Source organism: Bacteroides togonis (genome assembly GCF_900130135.1).
Taxonomy (GTDB): domain Bacteria; phylum Bacteroidota; class Bacteroidia; order Bacteroidales; family Bacteroidaceae; genus Bacteroides; species Bacteroides pullorum.
Map to the genome: position 1 here is coordinate 1298751 of NZ_LT670820.1, position 24794 is coordinate 1323544.

Consider the following 24794-nt stretch of genomic DNA (forward strand, 5'->3'; position numbering starts at 1 on the left):
AGTTGTCAAACGACACGATACTTCAAATAAATGCGAGTAACGCTCAGAATCTCACTAATGGAATATCAGGAGTGAAAATTAGAGGTAAACATGAAGGGAAAAATTGGAGTATCTGGCGAAATTTTACAATAACACCCTTGTAAATCCTATCAACCGATCTTTCACGACAAAGTCTGTCATGTTTTGTCCGGGTGGGAGGACTGCNCACTTAATAATATGCTCTTAGATATTGGCGGGCATGACATAGATGATTATACGGATAACATAACAATAGGAATTGCTGGTTCCGGCGTCAGCTTTGTAAATGACCCTTTCTCAGCAAGCTCAGGAACTCGCTATCTGATATCATTACCATTCCCATATGGCGCATGTGTGCAATTCTGCATACAATGGTCAACTGGCAATTTGGCTATCAGAAGTAGGGAAGTGTCAAGTCAAGAATTCAAAGAATGGACTTTCATGAAATAAAGGAGGCTTCTCAACCTCCTTTATTTAATTTCTGAGAATTTTCCAGTAACATCCATTATCTCGGATAAATCATTATGCAATCCAACCACATATAGAGTGTTTGCACCAAATTGATTTACAGATATGTCACAAGCAATATACTTATCGCCATTATATTGCACATTCCTAACATTGGAAATATCTCCACAAACATTACTACATAAAAAGCTGGCTTCTGACCGTGTGTTATAAACGATGTCTATGAATCCAGCTTTCGCATGACTATTAAACGCAGGAAGCATTATTAATCTAAAAGCATAAGGTAGCATATTTAAAGAATTACCAGTTTTACATAAAGTCACTGTAAAAGTCTTATCTCCAGAATCTAACTTTTGAAGAGTTATATTTCTTTTTGGTAAAACATGATACATAACGGTTGTATTACCAACTTGTATCGAACGGCTCCAATCAAGCAGTCCTCCCACCCGGACAAAACATGACAGACTTTGTCGTGAAAGATCGGTTGATAGGATTTACAAGGGTGTTATTGTAAAATTTCGCCAGATACTCCAATTTTTCCCTTCATGTTTACCTCTAATTTTCACTCCTGATATTCCATTAGTGAGATTCTGAGCGTTACTCGCATTTATTTGAAGTATCGTGTCGTTTGACAACTTGAAAACAATAAGATAAGAATACGAATTGGCATTCAGTATATTTTCACCTAAATAATAAGAACCTGAATCTAAAATTTCGTCTGCATCTACATTATATAAATATCCATTATCAAATATTGTAGGCTTAGCAAGTCCTCCCACGGTGCCCGCCGTAAGCTTCATTCCTCACCTTTTAATACCTTTACGCACAAAAAACTATGCAGAAAATACGATATCGCCTTGTGTACAACCGAAAGAACCAGCTCAACAAACAGGGTACCGCCCTTGTGCAGGTAGAAGCCAAGCTCAATCAGCGTAACATCTACCTCACTACCAACATCTACCTCCAGCCGGAGCACTGGGACAAGAATAGTTCGCAAGTCATCAACCACCCACAGGCCATCGAACTCAATGCGCTACTCTTCGAGTTTATCATCCACCTACAGGCCATCGAGCTGGGATTTTGGAAGCGAGGCATCCAGCCGACGCTGGCCCTGCTGAGGGATGCAGTCCGGAAGAAGGCACCGGCAACCATTACCTTTCCGGCATTCGCTAGGTCGGCCATCGAGAGTTCTGACAAGCGGCCTAACACGAAAGAGAATTTACTATCCACCGTCGGCCAGCTCGAGCAGTTCCGGCCCGGTATGGACTTCGCTGACCTGACTTACACTATGCTGAAAGACTTCGAATCCTGGCTACGCGAGCAGGGCAAGGGTGTGAATACCGTGGCCAAGCACCTGCGCCAGCTGCGAACCCTATGCAACGAGGCCATCAACGACGGCTACATGCCGGCCGATTCCTATCCCTTCAGGAAGTTCAAAATTCGGCAGGAAAAAGGGAAGCACGAGTTTCTCACACCCGACGAACTGCGCCGGCTGGAGGCGGTGCAGCTCGCTGATCAGCGCCATCGTCACGTGCTCGATGCCTTCCTGTTCTGCTGCTACACGGGCCTGCGCTACTCCGATTTCTGTGCGTTATCGACCATGAACGTGGTACCGATTAATCGCACAAGGTGGCTGTGCCTGAAGATGCAGAAGACAAACATCGAAATCAAGCTGCCGCTTTCCCTGCTCTTCGACGGAAAGGCTCTCGAGGTCATCGACCGCTATCCATCCGTCGAAGAGTTGGCCGCCATCCCGTCTAACTGCGAAACTAACAAGCTGCTGGCTGAGGTTGGCAAGTTAGCAGGCGTGAAGAAGCACTTCACCTACCACACGGCACGTCACACCTGCGCGACCCTGTTGGTGCATCAGGGCGTCGCCATCACGACGGTGCAGAAGGTATTGGGGCACACGTCAGTCAAGACGACGCAGATTTATTCGGAAGTGCTATCCGACACCATCGTCCGCGACCTGAAGAGCATCCGAAAGCGTAAGCGGTTGTAGGCTTTTTTCTTTTCATCCATGAAAATCGGTACATTCCTGGTATATTTTTATGGAATATACCCACAATTTACCCACTGACAAGCGATATCAGTGGAATGACGGTGTGTCCTTTTATATGCGACCATAGTCCGGTTATCTTTGTAGCACATGTTTAATCATTAAATTTTTGTGTTATGAAGAGAATGATTTTTTGTTTTTTCGCACTGTTTATGTGCGTAGTGAGTGTGTTTGCTGCAGATGGATCTGATACGGCATTGCCGGACATCCTCGACGGCTTCAAGAGCTTTGTCGGCATCTCTACGGTGGTAGTCCCGGCAGTGGTCGGCTTCATCGCAAGCAAACTATCTAACCCGATGAACAAGTGGGTATCGATGTGGGTGACGGCGGTAGTCGGCGTGGTTGTAACCTTATTCGGCTGGTGGATGAATCTAGGCTTTCCGCCTGATGATGCAAGCATCTGGATTGTGGTGATTGATGCGTTATTCGTAGCGGCTGCATCCACAGGAATTGTGTCGGTAGTTACATCGGAGTGGCTGGCCAAGCTGTTCGGCAGTAAAGTAAAGAAGGAGTGATGGAGAAGCTGCTGAACACCATAGCCCCGCAACTGGCCGTTGCCGGGGCTTACTCCTTTGTTGGAGAAATCAAGGAGGTAGTCTTCGAGCTTCGCTGGATGCTGGTATTCATCATTGTTATGATTGTGGCCGACTTCGTGCTTGGCATCATTGACAGCGTTGTGAAGCGCGGCGAGGACTTCCGGTTCTCCCGTGCTGGCCGCCGGACGATGTGCAAGTTTATCGAATACAATTCGTACCTGGTTCTTGGCTTCATGTTGGGCCTTGCCATCCTCCAGCCGGTGGGTATCTGCAACTATACCATCTCCGCCATGTGCGGCCTCGGGCTGGCCATCCTATTCGAGTTCGATAGCATCATGGAGCATGTCTGCAACATCCACGGCATAAAAAACAAGGTCAGCATCAAGAGGCTGCTGGTAAGCTATATAAAGAAGAAGTACAATGCAGCTGGAGAGATTATCGAAGAGGTAACTAAAGAAAAGGAGGGTAACAAATGAAAATATTAATTGATAACGGCCACGGGAGCAACACAGCCGGAAAGCGTTCACCGGACGGTAGGCTTTTTGAATATGCCTATGCACGTGAAATTGCAGAACGTGTAGTGCATGAACTCCGCAAGCGTGGCCTCGATGCAGAACGCATCGTGCGGGAAGAAGTGGATGTGCCGCTGGCCGAGCGGTGCAAGCGTGTAAACCAGTACAAGGCTAGTGAAGCCATATTGGTATCCATCCACTGCAATGCTGCAGGAAATGGAGCGGAGTGGATGAGTGCCCGCGGCTGGGAAGCGTGGACCAGTGTAGGACAGACAAAAGCCGACAAACTGGCGACCTGCCTGTATAATGCTGCAGAACGGGCAGGTTTCAAGATCCGAAAGGACGAGACCGACTGTGACCCTGATAAGGAAGGACATCTGTACATACTCAAGCACACCAAGTGCCCGGCAGTACTCACTGAAAACCTCTTTCAGGACAACAAAGAGGATGTGGACTACTTGCTTTCCGAGGAAGGAAAGAAGGCTATTGTCGAATTGCATGTCGATGGGATATGCGAATACTTGAGCGTATGATACGGGGACTAAATACATTCAGGAACATTTTCGCAAGTTCACGAAAATGGTTGTGCATCATTTTGCTGATGTCAACAATATGTTCATGTCGGAGCGTGAAATACGTACCAGTCGAAAGTAGCGTAGATAGTATAGTCGTAGAGAAGCTGGTTGAAGTTCAGTTGCCACCTGACAGCGCTACTATTCGGGCACTACTGGAGTGTGATGAGAATGGAAAGGTAGTCCTGTCCTGGCTTGATATCGCCAACAGCAAGAATGCACAGGCCCAGCTGGCTATTGACAGCCTCGGCAACCTGCTTGCGAAAATGCGAACGAAACCCGATACAATCTACAAGCCATCCAAAGAAGTGACGGTCACCAAGGAGGTGAAGGTGCCGTATCCGGTGGAGAAGGAGCTCACCCGTTGGCAACAGATGAAGCTGGAGCTTGGCGGATGGGCATTCGGTATTATTATCACGGCCGCCCTGATAATTATAGGATGGATTGTTTACAAGTCTCGAAAAAAATAGTATCTTCGCATTGAGAACGGAGGTTCTGCTTAGGACTATAAATGTATTTATCCCCGGCTGCCGGAAGGTGGTCGGGGATTTTCATTATCTTTGTAGAAAAATAACGCGCTATGGATGAAGGGTCAAAATTTGCATACGACGAGCAATCTGTTAGAGAAATAATAGAATGGGCACAAAACTCCAAGTTGCCAAAGGAAATGACGCTGAGTGAGGCTGAACACATCTACGACACAGCCATGTATGTCAGTGCCAATATTAACGATATCAAGTCCCATTATCCAGATCCGTTTTACAACCCTGCAATAGACAGGCTGTATAGATTGAAAGAAATAGTAGAGGCAACCGAATAGGCCGCCACTTTATTCTTTACAATTTATCTCGATGATTTCTCCAAGGTCCGTCGTATAGTGTTTGGATAGCTGCTCCTGCTTCAGCTTCCAGCCTGTACCTTTACCTTGGACAGCTAACTTGACCGAGTGGCCATGTTTCTCATTGATAGTGTCAATGGCGTTCATCAGCCTATCACGTTTGTCCCGGTCAACGGTGTCAAACAGGTTATGCTGGACGTTGTAGGTAATTTCCGTAATGATGACACCGGCCTTCTTATATTGGAACCCCTTGAGGAAGATACTCCTTAGCCCGGCAAGGGCATAGTGGACTATCTCCAGCGTGTCGTCCGTGGGCACCGGCAGATTGACCGAAAAACTCTTCCAGTACTGCGGAAGATCCTCTCGAAAGCGGTTAGTGAGTATGAACACAAGTAGCGACACGGCATAGCCTTTCTGCTCACGTAGCTTCTTGGCACACGTCGATGCGAAGGTAGATACCGCTTCATCCATCTGCTCGATGCTGTCAATCATTGTCCCGAAGCTGCGAGATGTGCAAATCTGCTTACGAGGCGTGATATTCTCCGTGATGCAGGGTATTCCACGGAGTTCTTTCCAAGTGCGTTCACCAACTACCGTCATGTATTTACGGACCCACGAGCCGGGTAACTGGGTAAAGTCGTAGGCGGTCTTCACGCCCTCCTTCTCCAGCTTAGCAGCCTGTCTCCGGCCGATTCCCCAGACGTCGCCGATGGCAAATAGGCGCAGGGCCTTCTCCCGCTTCTCGTCTGAGTCGATGCAACAAACCCGCTTATAGGCCGGATACTTTTTGGCGAACTTGTTGGCCATCTTCGCCAATGTTCGGGTCGTCGCTATGCCCAGGCTGACAGGGATACCGGTGCCTTTGTACACCTTATTGACAATATCTGTTCCCAAGCTCTGATAGTCCGTGATACCATCCAGGTTCGCAAACGCTTCGTCGATGGAGTAAATCTCGATTTCAGGTACCAGAGAGGAAAGGATAGACATGACCCGTGCAGACATATCCCCATAGAGAGTATAGTTGGATGAAAAGACTGCAATCCCGTGCTTCTCTACCAGTTCTTTTATCTGAAAGGCTGGAGCGCCCATCGGGATGCCCATAGCCTTCGCCTCATTACTGCGTGCGATAACACAGCCATCGTTGTTCGATAGTACGACAACGGGCCGCCCATTCAGCGAAGGATTGAATACTCTTTCGCAGGAGGCGTAGAAGTTGTTGCAGTCCATCAGCCCGAACATGGTTATCTCCTCCTGCGGTTTTTCTTGATAGTGTAGGTCACAATTCCCCACACCAGGAAATCGTTGTCAGCAGTCACCTTGATGCGTGGATAGTCCGGGTTGGACGGTACCAGCCAAACGGTATCGCCCTCGATAGACACCCTCTTGACGGTGAACTCGCCGTCCACGTAGCACACGGCCAAGTCACCCTCAATTAGTTCAAGCGACTTGTCGATTACCAATATATCGCCCTCTTCGATGCCTTCGTCCTTCATGCTGTCACCGACCACACGGCCATAGAATGTGCTGGAGGGATGCTTGATAAGCTCCTTGTTAAGATCAATAGCCTGCTCCATGTAGTCCTGGGCCGGAGAAGGGAATCCAGCCCGGATACCCTCGTCAGCATACGGGAGCGGAAGGGAGGTGGACAGGTCTACCAAATGTATTTCGATATTCTTTTTCATAGGGGCAAAAGTAGACATATTAATGGACAATACAAAATCGTGCAAAAACAGTGCTTAATTTGTGCGTAGCTATCAGTTTGAAAAACAAAATAATACATAATAACGCACGAATGCACAGCGATTTTCCCTATATTTTAAAGGCATTGAAACACTGAACGCCCTCTTGTTTGCTTTCCTCCAGTACATGGGCATATATAAGTGTTTCACCAATGTCTGAGTGACCAAGGATCTCACGGAGTGCGGCGATATCCTTGGTCTTACGAAGGAAGATGGTTGCAAACGTATGCCTACCGACCTTATGGGTAATCGGTTTTTCTATCTCTGCAATAGACGCTATCACCTTCAGGTTCCTATTCATCGTCTGATCAGCCTGTGTTAACTCAAATAGCGGCCCTTGCTTTCGTGGTCCGGCAATGTTGACTATAAGCGCCCGAAGAGGTTCAGAGATAGGTACAACAATAGGTTCTGGCTTCTTGTTACGCAATTTGATTCGAAAATAAGTAAATGATGCCTCGCCGAATTGTTCCAATTTCAGTTTTTTAGCATCCCCTACATGTAGCGAACTGAAGCATAGGAATAGGAAGAACTCAAGTGTTTTATGAAGGTTATATTCCAGTTCTCCACTTCGATACAAATCGGTCAACCTGGTTAGTTCATCTTCTGTCAGATAAACACAACTTGCAGTCGTTTTTTTGATTTGCCATGAATCGAATGGGTTCTCATCCATATACCCATCCTTATAGGCCATCCTAACATATTTCTTGAGGATTCCCATATTCTTATAAGCAGTATTGCTATTATTATCAAGCTCCTTACGCAAGTAGATGAAGTAATCATCCAACCAATCTTTCGTAATATCATCAAAGGTGAGAGTTGGGGAGAATTGTTGGATCTTTCTGATTGCAGACATATGCGTGTTCAACGTACTCGACTCATTACGAACAGACAGATTTTTTTGCTGTGCGGTTACATAGTCGAAGAAACTACTATAATCGCTTGGTCGATGATATGCCCGAAGAAAGGCGTCCCGTGTCAATTTCTTATCTTTCAAACGATATTTCACCAATACATTATTAATACGTGAATGTATATTCTCAATGATTAGATTCTTATCAGCAGCATTCTTGTCACCAGGTTTGACACAAGCATTCTTGTCATTCCAATTCTTGCAATCTACGGGGACTTTAGTCGAAAACGCCACCTTCTCACGATTGATATAGAATGAAACCCAAATGACTCCACTGGTATCATTAGCGTACTTCCTGAGATATGTTTTTACATTAATCATGTTCTACAATCGGGTAATAATTTTGCACCGGTCTACAATCGGGCTACGTATGCACAATAAAACACAAAATTTAAAAAGTAGGTAAATGATTGAAAGCCAATAAACAACAAAAGCCCCGCCTTTTTGAAAGGCAGGGCTTTTGATGATTTCGAGGTACCTGGCGGATTCGAACCGCCGTACACGGTTTTGCAGACCGCTGACTAAGCCACTCATCCAAGGTACCAAGATCGATTTGCAAGGGGTTACTTCCCGATTGCGGATGCAAAGGTAGTACAATTTTTCTAATTACCAACTATCCGCAGCATTTTTTCTTCATTTCTTTTTTCACGGCCGCCGAAGGACAACCGCCCGAACACCCGCAAGAGCATCCGCTACAAGGATTTTCCCCTTTCCGCGAACGGCGAAAAAAGGAGCGGATGCTCTTTACAATGCTCCACAAGCATAGCAGTACGATCAGGGCTACCGCCCAATGTTGCCAGTCGGTCATACAAACAATCCTCCTATCTGATAAACGGCAAAGGACATGATCCATGCCAATATAGTGGTATAGGCAGCCGCAAATGCCGCCCACTTCCAGCCGCCCGCCTCCTGCCTGATGGCAGCCAGCGTAGCCACGCATGGGAAATAAAGCAGGATGAAAACCATATAGCCATAAGCCACAAGCGGCGTGATGGGCAACCGTTGGGCCAAGGTCGTCTGGTCGGCTTCGGCATCATCGGCATAGAGCACGCCCAGCGAACTGACCACCAGTTCCTTGGCTCCCACACCCGACAGGATGCCGATACCCAGCTTCCAATCGAAGCCTAATGGCTCGATAGCCGGCTCGATGGCCTTACCGATGCGGCCAATATAGGAATTCTCCTGTTGCTGCGCCAAGTCCATCGACTCGGAAGGACGCGGGAAATACCCCAGCACCCAAATGATGATGGAGGCTACCATGATGACACCACCCATCTTGCGCAGGTATTGTGCACCCTTCTCCCACGTGTGGCGGAAGATGGCTTTCGAGGTAGGCATGCGGTAGGGAGGCAGCTCCATGACGAACGGCGTGTCGTCGCCCTTCACAAGGAAGCGGCTGAAGAGACGCGCCATGACCACGGCCAGAATGATGCCCAAACTATAAATGCTCAACAACACCAGGCTGGCATGATGGGGAAAGAAGACGCCTACCAGCAACAGGTAGATAGGCAGGCGCGCACTGCACGACATCAAGGGATTGATGAGGATGGTCACAAGCCGGCTTTTGCGATTCTCGATGGTACGCGAAGCCAATACGGCAGGCACATTGCATCCGAAGCCCATGATGAGAGGGATGAACGACTTGCCGTGCAAGCCCATCTTGTGCATTATTTTGTCCATGATGAAGGCTGCACGGGCCATGTAGCCCGAATCCTCCATCAGCGAAATGAACAGATAGAGTATCAGAATGTTGGGCAGGAAGACTATGACGCCTCCCACGCCGCCGATGATGCCGTCGATGAGCAAATCCTTCAACGGCCCTTCGGCCATGTTGTTGCTGATGAAGGTTCCGATAACGTTCACCAGGCTCTCAATCCAGTCCTGCGGATAGGCTCCCAGCACGAAAGTCACTTCGAACATCAGGAACATGAAGAGGAAGAAGATGGGAAATCCCCAGACGCGGTGGGTCACGATGGCGTCTATCACGCGCGTCATACGCTCCTTGTCCTGATGGTTATCCACGAACGTCTCGCGCAGAGCACCCGAGATGAAACCATACTTGGCATCGGTGATGGCCTGCTCGCTGTCCTCGTTCATCACCTCGCGGATGCGCTGCTTCTCGCGGTCGCGCACTTCCAATATTTTATCGCCGTTGGGCAGGGTCTTCACCATGCCCTCCAGGTCCTTGTCGTTCTCCAGCAACTTGATGGAAAGGAAACGGGTGGAGTATTTGTGACGGATGTTTTCGTTTTCGCTAATGACCAGCTTCACCGCATCGATGCTGCGCTCCAGTTCGGGGCCGTGGTTGATGTGGATGTGGCGGAAGAAACCTCGCGGATGCTCCTCCTCTTCCTGATGGGTGCCGAAAGCGTGGTCGGGCACATATTCCTTGTGCCACTGGCGGAAGTCTTCGAGGATTTCGGCGCGCACCTTTCCCTTCTTGTCGAGGAAGTCGCCTCCTTCGTAAAGGGTGATGATGACGTGGAAAAGGTTTTCCACGCCGCGGCCCGTACGGCTCACGGTGGGCAGCATCGGCACGCCGAAGAGTTCGCCCAGCTTCACGTAATCCAGTGTATTGCCGCTGGCCTCCAGCTCGTCGTACATGTTCAGCGCCACCACCATGCGGACGTTCATGTCTATCAGCTGGGTGGTCAGGTAGAGGTTGCGCTCCAGGTTGGAGGCGTCGACCACGTTGATGATGATGTCCGGCGTCTGGTCGATGATGTGGCGGCGGACGTAGATTTCCTCGGGCGAATAGGCCGAAAGCGAATACGTGCCCGGCAAGTCGACGATGCGGAAGCGGTAGCCCTGGAAGTCGAAGAAGCCTTCCTTGGCATCGACCGTCACGCCGCTGTAGTTGCCCACATGTTCGTGCGCCCCCGAAGCTATGTTGAAGAGCGACGTCTTGCCGCAGTTTGGATTGCCCACCAGCGCCACGTTGATGGTTCGGCGCTTGTCGCGCGCCAGCGTTCTCATTTCGTCCTCGGTCAGGCGGATGTTTTCCTCCAGTCCCTTGTGGTAGCCGGGTTGCACGTTGTGCTCCCTCGCCTCCTGTTCGCTGATGACCTCAATCATGTCGGCCTCCTGGCGGCGCAGGGAGATTTCGTAGCCCATCACTTTGTATTTCACAGGGTCGCGCAAAGGCGCATTGAGCAGCACCTCCACCGTCTTGCCCTTGATGAAGCCCATCTCCACAATGCGCTTGCGGAAACCTCCGTGGCCCATCACCTTGACAATCACGCCTTTCTCACCGGTATTCAATTCGGATAAACGCATAGTATTTGCCTTTCTCTATGATTTTTCGGATGCAAAGATACGAGATATGCCGACAACCCGCAAGCAATTTAGAATGTTTTTAAATAACAAGGCGTAAGAAACTGATAGCAAACCCCGTCCGCATCGCGCTACGCGCCATTTCGGAAAGCAATGTTTTCAAAGGGAGAAAGCAATGCTTTAAAGGTTGCAAAGCAGTGCTTTCCGAAGGAATGCTGACCTGCTAATAAAACAACGACACCTCGGAAATAAAAAAGCCCGAAAACGTTGTTTTCGTCTTTTGTATTTCTCTCGGTTTATACTACCTTTGCAGGTATGGAAAAGAAGAAAGTTGCCCAATACATTGCCCAAGAACGTCTGCTGGAAGCAGGCGGCAAAGTCATCGTGGCCCTGAGCGGCGGCGCCGACTCCGTGGCCCTCCTGCTCCTGCTGACGAAGCTGGGTTATGCATGCGAGGCGGCGCATTGCAACTTCCACCTGCGTGGAGAGGAGTCCGACCGCGACGAGCAGTTCGTCCGCCGCCTGTGCGAGGAGCGGCACGTCGCCCTGCACGTTGTCCACTTCGACACCACGCAACACGCCGCCAACCGACACATCTCCATCGAAATGGCCGCACGCGAGCTGCGCTACCAATGGTTCGAGACCCTCCGTCAAGAGCTGGGCGCCGACGCCGTAGCCGTGGCCCACCATGCCGACGACAGCGTGGAGACCTTCCTCCTCAACCTGATGCGGGGCACGGGCATCAACGGCTTGCGAGGTATCCGCCCACGCAACGGTCGCATCGTCCGCCCCCTGCTCTGCCTGACACGCGAAGACATCCTGCACTACCTCGACCGCCAAGGCCAGACGTACGTCACCGACAGTACCAACCTGCAGGACGAATACACGCGCAACAAAATACGCCTGAACCTCCTGCCCCTGATGCAGGAAATCAACCCGTCCGTCCGACGGAGCATCCTCCGTACGGCCGCCCACTTGGACGAAGCCGCCACCTTATATAATATAGGTATAGCCGAAGCCAGGGAAAGGGTGCTCTGCCCCGAAGGTATCCGCATAGCCGCCCTGCTGAAGGAAGCGGAGCCGCAGGCGCTGCTCCATGAAATCCTCCACCCGCTGGGCTTCAACGAAGCGCAGACGGACGACATCTTCCGCTCGCTCGAAAGGCAGGCAGGCAAGGCCTTCGAATCGGAAGGCTGGCTGGTGGTGAAGGACCGCGACCTGCTGCTGATGCAAGACAAGCAGGCCATGAGCCGCCCGCCCCGACTGGAAATGACGGAAGTGGAGCTGACGCCCGACTTCATCATCCCCCGCGACTGCCTCACCGCCTGTTTCGACACCTCCAAACTGCACCACACACTGACCCTGCGCCTATGGCAGACGGGCGACACGTTCGTGCCCTTCGGCATGAAGGGGCGCAAAAAAGTAAGCGATTATCTGACCGACCGCAAATTCTCCCTCCTGCAAAAACAACGCCAATGGGTGTTGTGTTGCGGCGAAGACATCGCCTGGCTGGTGGGCGAACGGACAGACAACCGCTTTCGAGTGGACAAATACACACGTAAAGTGACGATCGTCCGTATAATCAAAGAATGATTCGGTTCTCCTTCGGGCGCTGGAAGCAATCGTGCAACAAAGCGGCGAAGGGCGTATAGAACGTACGTGCCTTCTGAGGGCATCCCTTCACACAAGCGCAGCAACGGATGCATTTCTCGGCATTCGTCACGCACTCCTCCCCTTTCACAATGGCGCCTGCAGGACAACGCTTCACGCACAAGCCGCAATGTGTACAGAGGTTCTCGTCCACCTGAGGCGTACGAGGCATGGGCACACCGCTCTTGCGCAACTTTATCACCCGACGCAGAAAACGGAATAGAGGAAAGAAAGGTTGCTTCGGCCGCTGAATCTTCTGCACGTCCACGCCATACAGATGCTCTGCATCGGCGGCATTCGACAGTTTAATACGCACCTTGGCACCAAACTCTTCGGCAAACTTCAGGTCGTCGTCATCGGGACGGCCGGCCGCAATGGGATAACGGTCGCTACTGTACGAATGCTCACCTACAAACGTTCCGCCGGCAATCACTTTGAAACCTAAGCCGCTAACAAAAGCGTCCAACTCCACCAAAGCCTTCTCGTAGGCACGGTTGCCATAAACCACAACTATCACGGCTGGCGTACCGTCGGCGCAAAGGTCTTTCATCCGATCCAAAGCCAGAGGAGCCACATGGCCGCCATATACAGGTACCGTTATCACCGCCAAAGCGTCGGAGCCAAACTCCTTTTTCTCAGGCGCCTGTAAGGTCATATCTACAAAAGAAACGTCGGCAATACCCATGCCGCGAACAATCGCCTCTCCTATTTGTTTAGATGTATGAGTAGGCGAAAAAGTAATCAGATTTATTTCAGTAATAGTCATAACTAAACGTTTATCACGAAACAAAGATAGGATATTCTATTCAAAAAAACAGGCTGATTGTATATGAAACCCAAAATAATTTTCTATCTTTGCGCCGTCAAAAAGACATCAATAGACTAAAAATAATCCCTATTTAAATAATAGATTTCAAAAAGGTGGTTCAGCTTAATTGTCGGCAACGGCTGCTTTAAGTAAGCTACCCCCTCCTATACAATATAATTCATACACGTATATATGTACAATATTATTCAACTGAACGACAAAAGTTTGTCGGAACTTCAAAGTATTGCGCAGGAATTAGGTATCAAGAAGACCGAATCACTCAAAAAAGAAGAGTTGGTCTACAAGATTCTTGACGAACAAGCCATTGTAGGCGCAACTAAAAAAGTTGCTGCTGACAAACAAAAAGAAGAGCGTAAAAATGAACGCCAGAAAAGATCACGCGTCACTGTCAAGAAGGACAACGTAGATAAAGTATTCTCGGCAGACAAAAACGGAGAGCTGAGCAAGCCCAATCCGAACGAAGCTCCTACCATTGAAAAAACGGCTGTAGTTCCTGCCCAACCGACCATAGAAAGCACAAACGAGACGGAAGAAAATCCCGAATCGACCAAACGCAAACCCGGACGTCCTCGCAAGACTAAGGCAGAAGGGAAAAAGACAGCAGAAAAAGCTGAGAAAAAAGAAACCGTTGCTGAACCATCAGTAAACAAAGAAGAAGAAACTCCCAAAGCAGTAGTGGCAGAGGAGGAAAAAACGGCTAAAACTGAAGTAACAGAACCTAAAGAAGAGATGCCACTCCCAGTCAATGCCGACAACGACTTCATCCCCATTGAAGATCTCCCGACTGAAAAAATAGAACTGCCTTCCGAACTGATCGGCAAATTCGAAGCAACTCGTGTAGAGCCACCTGTACAAGCACCTGCTCCACAAAAACAACCGCAGCAACGTCAACGCATCCGTCGTGACAACAATGCCGAAAACAAGAATAACAACAATAATCAGCAACAGCGCCCTGCCGCTCAACCTCAACAACGAGCCATCCAGCCCTATAATGCAGAGAATGCCCCGCAGCCTCAGCCGGAGCGCAAACAGCCGGAGCGTGAAAAAGCATACGACTTCGACGATATCCTCGGCGGTACTGGCGTATTGGAAATCATGCCCGACGGCTACGGTTTCCTCCGTTCGTCTGACTACAACTACCTCTCTTCACCCGACGACATCTACGTTTCGCAGTCGCAAATCAAGCTCTTCGGCTTGAAAACAGGCGACGTAGTAGACGGTGTCATCCGTCCGCCGAAAGAAGGAGAAAAATACTTCCCGCTGGTAAAAGTTTCTAAGATCAATGGCCGCGACCCGGCCTTCATACGTGACCGTGTTCCTTTTGAACACCTAACGCCGCTCTTCCCCGACGAAAAGTTCAAGCTTTGCAAAGGCGGATACAGCGACTCGCTCTCGGCTCGCGTAGTAGATCTCTTCGCCCCCATCGGCAAGGGACAGCGCGCCCTTATCGTAGCACAGCCCAAGACAGGTAAGACCATCCTGATGAAGGACATCGCCAACGCCATCGCAGCCAACCACCCCGAGGTATACATGATTATGCTGCTCATCGACGAGCGTCCTGAGGAAGTGACCGACATGGCCCGCACCGTCAACGCTGAAGTCATCGCCTCAACCTTCGACGAACCGGCCGAACGCCACGTGAAAATTGCCGGCATTGTGCTGGAAAAAGCCAAGCGCATGGTAGAATGCGGCCACGATGTAGTCATCTTCCTCGACTCCATCACCCGTCTGGCCCGCGCCTACAACACCGTTTCGCCCGCATCAGGCAAGGTACTGTCAGGTGGTGTAGATGCCAACGCGCTGCACAAACCCAAACGCTTCTTCGGTGCCGCCCGTAACATCGAAGGTGGCGGTTCACTCACCATCCTGGCTACAGCCCTGATTGATACAGGCTCCAAGATGGACGAAGTGATCTTCGAGGAATTCAAGGGTACGGGCAACATGGAACTCCAGCTCGACCGCAATCTGGCCAACAAGCGCATCTTCCCCGCCGTCAATATTGTCGCTTCGAGCACACGCCGCGACGACCTGTTGCAAGACAAGCAAACACTCGACCGCATGTGGATTCTGCGTAAGTACCTGGCCGACATGAATGCCCTCGAAGCCATGGATTTCGTGAAGGACCGTCTGGAAAAGACCAAAGACAACGACGAGTTCCTCATGAGCATGAACAGCTGAGAATAATGAACCCTTTACAATGAACTATTGATAATTGATAATACCTTATGTTCGATAACTTAAGCGAACGGCTCGAACGGTCGTTCAAGATATTGAAAGGTGAAGGCAAAATCACCGAAATCAACGTAGCCGAAACCCTGAAAGACGTACGCAAAGCCCTGCTGGATGCCGACGTCAACTACAAGGTGGCCAAAAACTTTACCGACACCGTCAAGGCAAAAGCCATGGGACAAAACGTGCTCACTGCCGTTAAACCCAGTCAATTGATGGTGAAAATTGTCCACGATGAGCTGACCCAATTGATGGGTGGAGAAACCTCCGAAATCGACTTGAGCGGCAAACCGACAGTCATCCTGATGTCAGGTCTGCAAGGTTCGGGTAAGACAACCTTCTCCGGCAAACTTGCCCGCATGCTCAAGACGAAGAAGAACCGCAAGCCGTTGCTTGTTGCCTGCGACGTCTACCGCCCTGCCGCCATCGAACAGCTGCGCGTATTGGCCGAACAAATCGAAGTACCCATGTACTGCGAATTGGACAGCAAGAACCCTGTAAAGATTGCGCAAAACGCCATTCAGGAAGCCAAGGCCAAAGGTTACGACCTAGTCATTGTCGATACTGCCGGTCGTCTGGCCGTAGACGAGGAGATGATGAACGAAATCGCAGCTATCAAACAGGCCATCAATCCCAACGAGATCCTCTTCGTGGTCGATGCCATGACCGGTCAGGATGCTGTGAACACGGCCAAGGAATTCAATGACCGTCTGGACTTCAACGGCGTAGTACTGACCAAGCTCGACGGTGATACCCGTGGTGGTGCAGCCCTCTCCATCCGTTCGGTGGTGAACAAGCCTATCAAGTTCGTGGGTACTGGCGAGAAGCTCGATGCCATCGACCAATTCCACCCCAGCCGTATGGCCGACCGTATCTTGGGTATGGGTGATATCGTCTCACTGGTAGAACGTGCACAGGAACAGTATGATGAAGAAGAGGCCAAACGCCTTCAGAAGAAAATTCAGAAAAACCAGTTCGACTTCAATGACTTCATGAGCCAGATCCAGCAAATCAAGAAGATGGGAAATTTGAAGGAACTGGCCTCCATGATACCGGGTGTAGGTAAGGCCATCAAGGACATCGACATCGACGATAATGCCTTCAAGAGTATCGAAGCCATCATCAACTCCATGACGCCGAAAGAGCGCACTAACCCCGAAATCCTGAACGGCTCACGCCGCCAGCGCATCGCAAAAGGTAGCGGCACAAACATCCAGGAGGTGAACCGTCTGCTGAAACAGTTTGACCAGACTCGCAAGATGATGAAGATGGTAACTGGCAGCAAGATGGGCAAAATGATGATGCCGAAGCTGAAGAAATGATAAATACGCTTCATAGCGTTCCACCACTGTAAAAGCACGGAGGTTACAAACTAAAAACAAGAAGCAATTTCTTGTTGGTTTTGTAGCCTCCGTGCCTTTTTGTATCACATCGTTTCTCACGAACCTTGGTTTATTCACCAAAATCCGCTATTTTTGCGATACTTATATATATCCATCATTAAAACACAAAAAAATGACCTTAATAGACGGAAAAGCAATTTCAGAACAAGTGAAGCAAGAGATTGCCGCCGAAGTGGCGGAAATCGTGGCCCACGGAGGCAAACGCCCCCATCTGGCCGCTATCCTGGTGGGACACGATGGCGGTAGCGAAACATATGTAGCTGCTAAAGTAAAAGCCTGCGAAGTATGCGGTTTCAAATCAAGTCTCATCCGCTACGAAGCCGACGTGACCGAAGAAGAACTGTTGGCCAAGGTACGCGAACTGAACAACGATCCCGACGTGGACGGCTTCATCGTGCAGCTCCCCCTGCCCAAGCACATCTCCGAACAGAAAGTAATCGAAACTATTGACTACCGTAAGGACGTGGACGGTTTCCACCCCATCAATGTGGGACGTCTCTCCATTGGCCTGCCCTGCTACGTGTCGGCCACGCCAAACGGCATCCTCGAACTGCTGAAGCGCTACAACATCGACACAAAAGGCAAGAAATGTGTCATCCTGGGTCGTAGCAACATCGTGGGTAAACCGATGGCCATGCTGATGATGCAAAAGGCCTATCCGGGTGACGCTACCGTCACCGTATGCCACAGCCGCAGTCGTGACCTGGTGAAGGAATGCCAGGAAGCCGATATCATCATAGCCGCCATGGGCCAGCCCAACTTCGTGAAGGCTGAGATGGTAAAGGAAGGTGCTGTCGTGATTGATGTAGGTACCACCCGCGTACCCGATGCCACTAAAAAATCGGGCTTCAAACTAACGGGCGACGTAAAGTTCGACGAAGTGGCCCCCAAATGCTCATTCATCACCCCCGTGCCGGGCGGCGTAGGCCCTATGACTATCGTCTCGCTGATGAAAAATACTTTGCTGGCAGGCAAAAAAGCCGTTTACAACGACTAAAAACACCTCCCAACTCTGAAAGGCAATGAAGACGTGGGCGCTCCTTACCTTATTCCTTTATAGCGTAACCCTCTCTGCACAGGAGCGGATTACGCTATTATTTGTAGGCGACCTGATGCAGCATCAAGCACAAATTGACGCTGCCCGTACCCCACAAGGAACCTACGACTACTCGTCTTGTTTTTCCCTTGTCAAGCCACAAATACAGGCAGCCGATATCGCCATTGGCAATCTGGAAGTAACGCTAGGCGGGCAACCCTATCAGGGATATCCTGCCTTCAGTGCTCCTGATGAATACCTCTACGCCATCCGCGACGCCGGTTTCGACATCCTGCTCACCGCCAACAACCATTGTCTGGATCGCGGGCAGAAAGGACTGGAACGTACACTCCACCAGCTCGACTCCCTTCAGATTCTCTCGGCCGGAACCTACCGCGATTCCACCGACCGCCACCACCGCTATCCACTACTCCTACAAAAGAACGGCTTTCGCATCGCCCTACTTAACTACACCTACGGCACCAACGGCCTGCGCCCCAAAGCCCCCAACCAAGTAAACTACCTGGATCGCCGCCAGATGCTGAAAGACATCCACACCGCCCAAGCCTGGCGCCCCGACGTCCTCATCGCCTGCCTGCACTGGGGCAACGAATACCAGCAGCTGCCTAGCCATGAACAACAGGAGTGGGCCGACTGGTTGTTTGCCCAAGGTGTGGACCACATCATCGGTAGTCATCCGCACGTGGTGCAACCCATGGAAGTGCGCACAGACAGCCTCAGCGGCGACCGTCATCTGCTGGTCTACTCGCTGGGGAACTACCTCTCCAACATGAGCGCTCGCCACACCGACGGCGGTGCCGTCATCAGCCTGACCTTGGAGAAAACTCCTCCGACTGCGGTCACCGTTCCACGCATCCGGTTGGCTTCCTGCAGTTACGACCTTGTATGGACGGGGCGCCCCACGCTGACCGGAAAAAAGAATTTCATTCTCTACCCCGTCACGACTCCGACAGACAGCCTGTCTGCAGCGGCCCGTAACCGTCTGAAAATCTTCACAGAAAGCACCCGCAAGCTGTTCTCCAAATATAACAAAGGAATCGGCGAACAAACAAAATGATGCAGAAAAACAAAAAATATTTCCCGAAAGCTTTGCCAGTTCAAATATAATCCATATCTTTGCACCGCATTTAGGAAATGCACTAACATGGTGGCTGTAGTTCAGTTGGTTAGAGCGTCAGATTGTGGTTCTGAATGTCGTGGGTTCGAGTCCCATCTGCCACCCACTAGTGGTAAGAAGGTGTGTCAAAAAGCACACCTTCTTTGTTTAGCACAAAGCCCCGACTTTCACAAGCTGGGGCTTTGTTATTACCTAAAGATTTATACATATGGCAAAGATACATTTTCGTCCCTACACTCCCAACCAAACGGTACTATTTCCGCAAAGAATCGATGAAGATATTGCAGAAAACGATCCTATACGCATGGTTGACGCTTTGGTTGAAAGCCTGAATCTTGAAGGTTTCAGGAAGTTATACAAAGAATGCGGCCGTAGTCCTTACCATCCCAAGATGATGCTAAAGGTTATCTTGTATGCCTATATGAACAATATATACTCCTGCCGGAAAATAGAAAAGCTCCTTCGTCGTGATATCCATTACATTTGGTTAGCCGGTTATGAGAAACCGGACTTTATTACTATCAACCGTTTCCGTAATCGGGTGAAGAAGGAGATCAACGAAGTGTTTACCCAAACCGTACTTCTGCTTTCATCCAAAGGTTTCATCAGTCTGAATGTGGAATATATTGACGGAACAAAGATTGAGTCCAAGGCCAACAAATATACTTTTGTATGGCGGAAGAGCGTTGAGCGAAACCGTGAACGACTGATGAAGAAAATCAGTGTTTTGTTAAGCCAAATAGATGACGTCATCGCTCAGGAAAAAGCTTCGGAAAACAACGAGGAAATTGAGTTTACTCCTTCCATGCTGACAGAAATGGCGGGAGAATTACGCACTGCTCTTGAACAGACTTCAGAACCATCCACGAAAGAGCAGAAATCTGCGCTGGGAAAGAAACGCAAGCAGCTGAAAGAACTGGAAGCACATAGAGATAAGCTTCAGGAATACAATAACCATCTGGACAATCTTCAGGACCGCAACTCTTATTCCAAGACAGACAAAGAGGCCACTTTTATGAGAATGAAGGAGGATGCCATGCACAACGGTCAGACAAAACCAGGATATAATCTTCAGATTGCTACGGAAAATCAATTCATTATCGATTATTCTCTTTTTCCGAATCCGACTGACACCTTGACGATGATTCCCTTTCTGAAGTCCTTTGACGACAGATACGGCCGTTTGGCTCATACGGTGGTTGCTGATTCCGGTTACGGATCAGAAGAGAATTACCACTTTATGTCGGAAAACGGGATGGAAGCATACGTCAAATACAATTGTTTCCACATGGAGCAGCGGCCAAGATTTAAACCGAATCCTTTTAAAGCCGAAAACTTTTTCTACAATGAAGAACAGGACTACTGCGTCTGTCCAATGGGACAAAAGATGCAGAGGGCAGGTACCAGGCATACGAAAACCGAATCCGGATATGTAGTCGAATATGCCAGGTATAGGGCTGTCAGATGCGAAGGGTGTCCGTTAAGATGTCTGTGTTTTAAAGCTAAAGGAAACAGGACGATAGAACTGAATCACCGACTCAGGATATACAAACAGAAAGCCCGGGAACTTCTCTGTTCCGAAGAAGGACTGAAACACAGAGGGCAAAGGTGTATAGAACCGGAAGCTGTATTTGGACAGATAAAATTCAACATGAACTACAAGCGCTTCCGTCATTTTGGAAAGGACAAGGTCCTTATGGACTTTTCCTTCCTGGCCATCGCCTTCAATATAAAAAAGATGTGTACCAAGATGAATAAAGAGGAGATAAATTGGCCAATTAAACACCTTTACGGCCTTATTACCACTCATTTAAGCTATTGGGAACAAAATATCGAGATTATCTTCAGAATATCGCTGCTTGAAAAAGTTAACAACGCTCTTATCGTTGATAAAGAAAAGAGGGTGAATCGCGTATTACGACACACCCTCATGTAATTGCTCTTCTACAACAGAAAGAGTTTTCAATTTTTCTTTTAGCATGACAATTTGCCAAAAATATTGTTCGGTTGTCAGTCGTACTTCATTTTCAGACTGGTTACGTTGCAGGCGTCTGACTTCTACATTTATGTTTGACAATTTGTTGGCGTTAATAATTTGTCCACCTGTGAAGAGAGGCATTGTGGCAGTGACACCGCCTATTACGCCGTTTTTCAGCATAGAGATTTTTTCTCCAGGCATCATTTCCATTTCAAGTAATCCCTTGTCTGACATAAATCCGCCTCCCGAAGCGCTAAACGTAGGAAAGTATTGGGTAAAGGCTTTTTGGCGTACATGCTGTGAGGCTGAAAGGTCGTTATTGGCATTTTTGATACGAACATTGTTTGAAAGAGCCTCGCGAATACATTCGTCCAATGTATATGTTTGCTGGGCAAGTGCAGGCATTATACCTGCACAGCCAATTAAAAATAGAAAAATATGTTTTGTAAAGTTCATATACGTGTTATTAATAATTGTGGATATTGTTTTTATTGTTTTTATTGTTTTTCAAGACTTGCTGCTTGCAGTCGTTTTCGGGAGCTACCTCTGAATATTAGTAAGTAAGCGCATGGAAGTACGGTGAGCAGGAATACCATCGTGATGAGTGTCCCGTAACAGATGACCGTTCCCATTGGCATCCATAGCCCGCTTTTCCCTAATATCATTGGTATTACTCCCATGGAGGCCGCTGCTGAAGTCAGGAAAATAGGTCTCATACGGCGGCGGGCTGAATGATAGATTGCATCCGAAGCTGACATCCCTTCAGTTACACGCAATTCTTCGGCATAATCTATCATGATGATTCCGTTACGGACTATAATTCCCATCAGACTGACAATACCGAGTACGCAAGTTATGCTGAAATCTACTCCTTGAATCAAGATACCAACAGCTGTCCCAAACAGGCAGAGGGTCATGCAGGAAAAGATAAGAGTTGCAATATTCACTTTGTGGAAATGGATGACTAGGATAAAGAAAATGACGACTGCCGCAACCATTAGGCCTGCCATTACCGGGGGCATTTTTTCTGCACTGTCTTCGTAATCACCTCCATAGTTCATACTTACTCCTGGAGAGAAATGGAAACTACTCATTTTCTGCTGTACAAGGCTCATTGCTTCCATGGTGTTTCTGCCACGTTCAACTTCTGCCATTATGGTGAGTGTACAGATTCCATTGCGACGAATGATTTGACTTTCCTTCCATGCTGGGATTACATCGGCTATTTGCCTAAGAGGTACATAAGATGTACCTCCTGCTACGGGAATCAATTCATTTTGTAAATCTGTCAGTGAGGCACTGTCTGATTTTTCACTTTTCAATACAACGGGGATTGCATAGTCTCCTTCCCACATATCGGTCAGAGGTATTCCTGAACCGTAACGCATGGCTAACGTTGTTTCGATATTCAGGTTGCTGATTCCCAAACGGCTGGCTTCATCTTCACGTAATATGATATCTGAAGCTGCCAATGGTTCATTTTGGTCAGTCTGAACTAGAATAAGTCCGGGTATTCCTTGTAATATCGTTTTAATACTATCTGCATCTTTTTTTATTGCTTCACGGTCGTCTCCGCTCAAGCGTATTTCGATAGGATAAACAGCTTCATTGTAACTTAATTGTTTGAAGCGGATACGAGCATTTGGGAAATAATCTGTATATCGGGGAGCATATTCGTTCAATAGTGTTACCGTTTCTTCCACGCCAGTTGTGTTGACAATGAACTGGGCAAAGTTTGTACCTGCTATCTGTGGCGCATAAGTGGTCTGAAAACGTGGTGAAGCGCAACCTTTAAACGATGCTACACTTACTACACGGTTATCTTGACGGAGGATATGTTCTAAGCTGTCGGCAATTTCTGCTGTTTGTTTTACGTCTGTACCAGTCGGAAGGTATATTTCTACGGCAAATTGGTTGCGATCGGCATACGGCATCAGTTGCTGGGGAAGTTTAGCCATCAGTAATATACCTGCTATTACTGAACACAAACCAATGCCGACAGTTATTTTAGGATGCGAAAAACAACAATCAAATAATCGGTTGTAGTAATGTTGTAATAAGTCGAGAAATGAAAATGATTTTTGCTCTTTTTTCTCCATGGGTTTACGGATAAAGAAGAATTACAGGAATGGTACAAGCAGTGTAGCTACCAGCAAGGATACGCCCAAGACGATGGTTATAGCCCATGGGAAGCTTTGCAGAAAATCATTAATCATTCCTGTTGTGGTCATCAGAAACGGAAAGAAGGTGATACTGATAGCCAACGTGGCCGAAAAAATAGATTTGAAAAAGTGTGTGGTGCTTATAATAGAAGCATGCCAGCGTGAGGTTCCTTCTCCTAATTTTTCCAAATAGCTGTCTATAATAACGATTGAGTTGTCTACAATCATTCCAAGAGTTACAATCAATGCAGCTAGTGTCACCGTATTCAACTCAATGTTGAATGCATGGAATAGACCTAAAGAAATGAAAATGGTGATTGGGATAGTCGAAGCAGCGACCAGTGCTACTCTGATTGGAAGCAGGAGCATTACTACAGCAATAACTGCTACAATAGCTATGACTAGTTCGCGCAGAAAGTTTTTTACACTATCGTCTACTACTTGGCTTTGGTCGGTGATGCGGAAAATGGTTACATCTTCTGGCAGTTCTTGTTGAAATGTGCTGATGGTTTCATTGACTGCTTCTCCCATTTTTACGATGTTTTGTCCTTTCTTCATTTCAACTGAAAGAAGCAAACATTTATGTCCGTTGTTGGTGATGTAGCTGTCTGTTTCGGGGTATTCTTTCACTACACGTGCAATGTCTTTCAGGCGTATATTATTCCCTTGCGGATCAGTGTATACTATCTGTTGTTGTACATCGAAAACAGTGTTTAATGACCGGCTGACGTAGACTGGCTGTACATAGTTACCGGTTTTGATACGACCACCTGAAGTGACGAATCCTTTTTGCATTAACGATAGGGCCAAAGTCTGTTCATTGAGTCCGTATTGTGAGAGACGGTCGTTGTCGATATAGATGGAGATTTGTTCTTTCTGGAGTCCGCTTACGCTCATGCGTCCTACGCTGGAAATGCGTCTCAGGCGGTTCTGCAACTGTTCCATGTATGTATCCAGTTCGCGATAAGTCTTGTTTTCGCTTTCCATTGTGATGAGTAGGGCAGATGTATCTCCGAAATCATCCATTACTTGCAGCGCCAATACTCCTGAAGGAAGCTGGGCTTTAAACACAGATATTCCATGTTTGAATTTACTCCAGAATTCGTCCTTATTGTTCAGTTCATCATTCAGTTGAACCTGTATATAGACAATGCCATCTTTGCTTTTGGAGAAAGTTTTCTCCTTTCGTACTTCTTTGTAAGTGAAGATATATTCTTCCAAAGGTTTGGTCACCTTTTCCATCATGTCTTCAGCTGTATATCCGGGGGCTACTGCAACGACGACACCCTGACGGATTGTGAAGTCGGGAAATTCGTTTTTTCGCATTTCCGGCAAACTGTAAATGCCGAAAGCGACAAGGCAACATACTACCAGAATGATAATCTGCCGGTAGTGCATGGCCCATTCCACAGCGTTACGTTTTTTATTGTTTTTATCCATTGTC

20 protein-coding genes, 2 tRNA genes and 1 pseudogene are annotated in these 24794 nt (G+C 48.4%); 13 read left to right on the forward strand and 10 right to left on the reverse strand.

The annotated features are described in order from the left end of the window. Positions 1–488: 488 nt before the first annotated feature. Positions 489–878, reverse strand: coding sequence for a hypothetical protein (locus BQ8005_RS05655; RefSeq protein ID WP_159436218.1), 390 nt, complete (start codon positions 876–878; stop codon positions 489–491). A gap of 102 nt (positions 879–980) precedes the next feature. After that, entirely contained in the window at positions 981–1286 is a 306-nt protein-coding gene (locus BQ8005_RS05660) for a hypothetical protein (RefSeq protein ID WP_075317381.1), read from the reverse strand. A gap of 35 nt (positions 1287–1321) precedes the next feature. Between BQ8005_RS05660 and BQ8005_RS05665 the strand changes: the two genes are divergently transcribed. The 6 genes from BQ8005_RS05665 to BQ8005_RS05690 all read left to right on the forward strand — a co-directional run bounded on the left by BQ8005_RS05665 (position 1322) and on the right by BQ8005_RS05690 (position 4985). Further along, positions 1322–2488 (forward strand): site-specific integrase, encoded by a 1167-nt coding sequence (locus BQ8005_RS05665; RefSeq protein WP_075317382.1) that lies wholly within the window; start codon positions 1322–1324, stop codon positions 2486–2488. Between the two features lie 173 nt (positions 2489–2661). After that, on the forward strand, positions 2662–3060 hold the full coding sequence (locus tag BQ8005_RS05670; protein ID WP_075317383.1) for a hypothetical protein: 399 nt from the start codon (positions 2662–2664) through the stop codon (positions 3058–3060). Beyond that, positions 3060–3557 (forward strand): phage holin family protein, encoded by a 498-nt coding sequence (locus BQ8005_RS05675; protein WP_075317384.1) that lies wholly within the window; start codon positions 3060–3062, stop codon positions 3555–3557. The genes BQ8005_RS05670 and BQ8005_RS05675 overlap by 1 nt, the downstream gene beginning before the upstream one ends. Beyond that, positions 3554–4126 (forward strand): N-acetylmuramoyl-L-alanine amidase, encoded by a 573-nt coding sequence (locus BQ8005_RS05680; RefSeq protein WP_075317385.1) that lies wholly within the window; start codon positions 3554–3556, stop codon positions 4124–4126. The genes BQ8005_RS05675 and BQ8005_RS05680 overlap by 4 nt, the downstream gene beginning before the upstream one ends. 95 nt (positions 4127–4221) lie before the next feature. Next, entirely contained in the window at positions 4222–4635 is a 414-nt protein-coding gene (locus BQ8005_RS05685; protein WP_234984007.1) for a hypothetical protein, read from the forward strand. A gap of 110 nt (positions 4636–4745) precedes the next feature. Beyond that, complete coding sequence (locus BQ8005_RS05690; RefSeq protein WP_075317387.1) at positions 4746–4985, forward strand: DUF6965 family protein; 240 nt, start codon at positions 4746–4748, stop codon at positions 4983–4985. Between the two features lie 9 nt (positions 4986–4994). Here BQ8005_RS05690 and BQ8005_RS05695 read toward each other — a convergent pair whose 3' ends face one another. The 5 genes from BQ8005_RS05695 to feoB form a co-directional block, all read right to left on the reverse strand. Next, a complete protein-coding gene (locus tag BQ8005_RS05695) occupies positions 4995–6242 on the reverse strand; it encodes a Y-family DNA polymerase (RefSeq protein WP_075317388.1) in 1248 nt (415 codons plus the stop codon). Positions 6243–6244: 2 nt separating this feature from the next. Further along, positions 6245–6685: a LexA family protein gene (locus BQ8005_RS05700; RefSeq protein WP_075317389.1), complete on the reverse strand. Its 441-nt coding sequence runs from the start codon at positions 6683–6685 to the stop codon at positions 6245–6247. Positions 6686–6812: 127 nt separating this feature from the next. Further along, positions 6813–7973: a site-specific integrase gene (locus tag BQ8005_RS05705; protein WP_075317390.1), complete on the reverse strand. Its 1161-nt coding sequence runs from the start codon at positions 7971–7973 to the stop codon at positions 6813–6815. A 151-nt stretch (positions 7974–8124) separates the two neighbouring features. Then, positions 8125–8196 (reverse strand) — tRNA-Cys (locus BQ8005_RS05710). A 260-nt stretch (positions 8197–8456) separates the two neighbouring features. Beyond that, the gene (gene feoB, locus BQ8005_RS05720) at positions 8457–10928 is read right to left on the reverse strand and encodes a ferrous iron transport protein B (protein ID WP_075317391.1); all 2472 of its coding nucleotides are present in this window, start codon (positions 10926–10928) and stop codon (positions 8457–8459) included. 312 nt (positions 10929–11240) lie between these two features. Here feoB and tilS point away from each other — a divergent pair, with 312 nt between their 5' ends. Continuing rightward, positions 11241–12518 carry a tRNA lysidine(34) synthetase TilS gene (gene tilS / locus BQ8005_RS05725; RefSeq protein WP_075317392.1) on the forward strand — a complete coding sequence of 426 codons (1278 nt, stop codon included), beginning with the start codon at positions 11241–11243 and terminating at the stop codon, positions 12516–12518. Here tilS and BQ8005_RS05730 read toward each other — a convergent pair. Continuing rightward, positions 12508–13341, reverse strand: a complete 834-nt coding sequence (locus BQ8005_RS05730) for a 4Fe-4S binding protein (protein WP_075317393.1) — start codon at positions 13339–13341, stop codon at positions 12508–12510. The two genes, tilS and BQ8005_RS05730, sit on opposite strands and share 11 nt — an antisense overlap. Positions 13342–13575: 234 nt before the next feature. On the opposite strand from BQ8005_RS05730, the gene rho reads away from it, so the two are divergent. The 6 genes from rho (at position 13576) to BQ8005_RS05760 (ending at position 21146) form a co-directional block, all read left to right on the forward strand. After that, positions 13576–15582 carry a transcription termination factor Rho gene (gene rho, locus BQ8005_RS05735; RefSeq protein WP_075317394.1) on the forward strand — a complete coding sequence of 669 codons (2007 nt, stop codon included), beginning with the start codon at positions 13576–13578 and terminating at the stop codon, positions 15580–15582. A gap of 47 nt (positions 15583–15629) precedes the next feature. Next, positions 15630–16955, forward strand: a complete 1326-nt coding sequence (ffh, locus tag BQ8005_RS05740) for a signal recognition particle protein (RefSeq protein ID WP_021847518.1) — start codon at positions 15630–15632, stop codon at positions 16953–16955. Between the two features lie 193 nt (positions 16956–17148). After that, the gene (gene folD / locus BQ8005_RS05745) at positions 17149–18033 is read left to right on the forward strand and encodes a bifunctional methylenetetrahydrofolate dehydrogenase/methenyltetrahydrofolate cyclohydrolase FolD (protein WP_075317395.1); all 885 of its coding nucleotides are present in this window, start codon (positions 17149–17151) and stop codon (positions 18031–18033) included. 25 nt (positions 18034–18058) lie between these two features. Further along, positions 18059–19150, forward strand: a complete 1092-nt coding sequence (locus BQ8005_RS05750; protein WP_075317396.1) for a CapA family protein — start codon at positions 18059–18061, stop codon at positions 19148–19150. Positions 19151–19240: 90 nt separating this feature from the next. Next, a tRNA-His gene (locus BQ8005_RS05755) sits at positions 19241–19314 on the forward strand. A 104-nt stretch (positions 19315–19418) separates the two neighbouring features. Further along, positions 19419–21146, forward strand: a complete 1728-nt coding sequence (locus BQ8005_RS05760; protein ID WP_075317397.1) for an IS1182 family transposase — start codon at positions 19419–19421, stop codon at positions 21144–21146. On the opposite strand, the gene BQ8005_RS05765 is transcribed toward BQ8005_RS05760, so the two are convergent. Both BQ8005_RS05765 and BQ8005_RS05770 read right to left on the reverse strand, forming a co-directional pair. Next, positions 21126–21644, reverse strand: coding sequence for a TolC family protein (locus BQ8005_RS05765; protein WP_083610509.1), 519 nt, complete (start codon positions 21642–21644; stop codon positions 21126–21128). The genes BQ8005_RS05760 and BQ8005_RS05765 overlap by 21 nt on opposite strands. 41 nt (positions 21645–21685) lie before the next feature. Then, positions 21686–24790, reverse strand: a pseudogene (locus BQ8005_RS05770) (efflux RND transporter permease subunit). Positions 24791–24794: the final 4 nt, after the last annotated feature.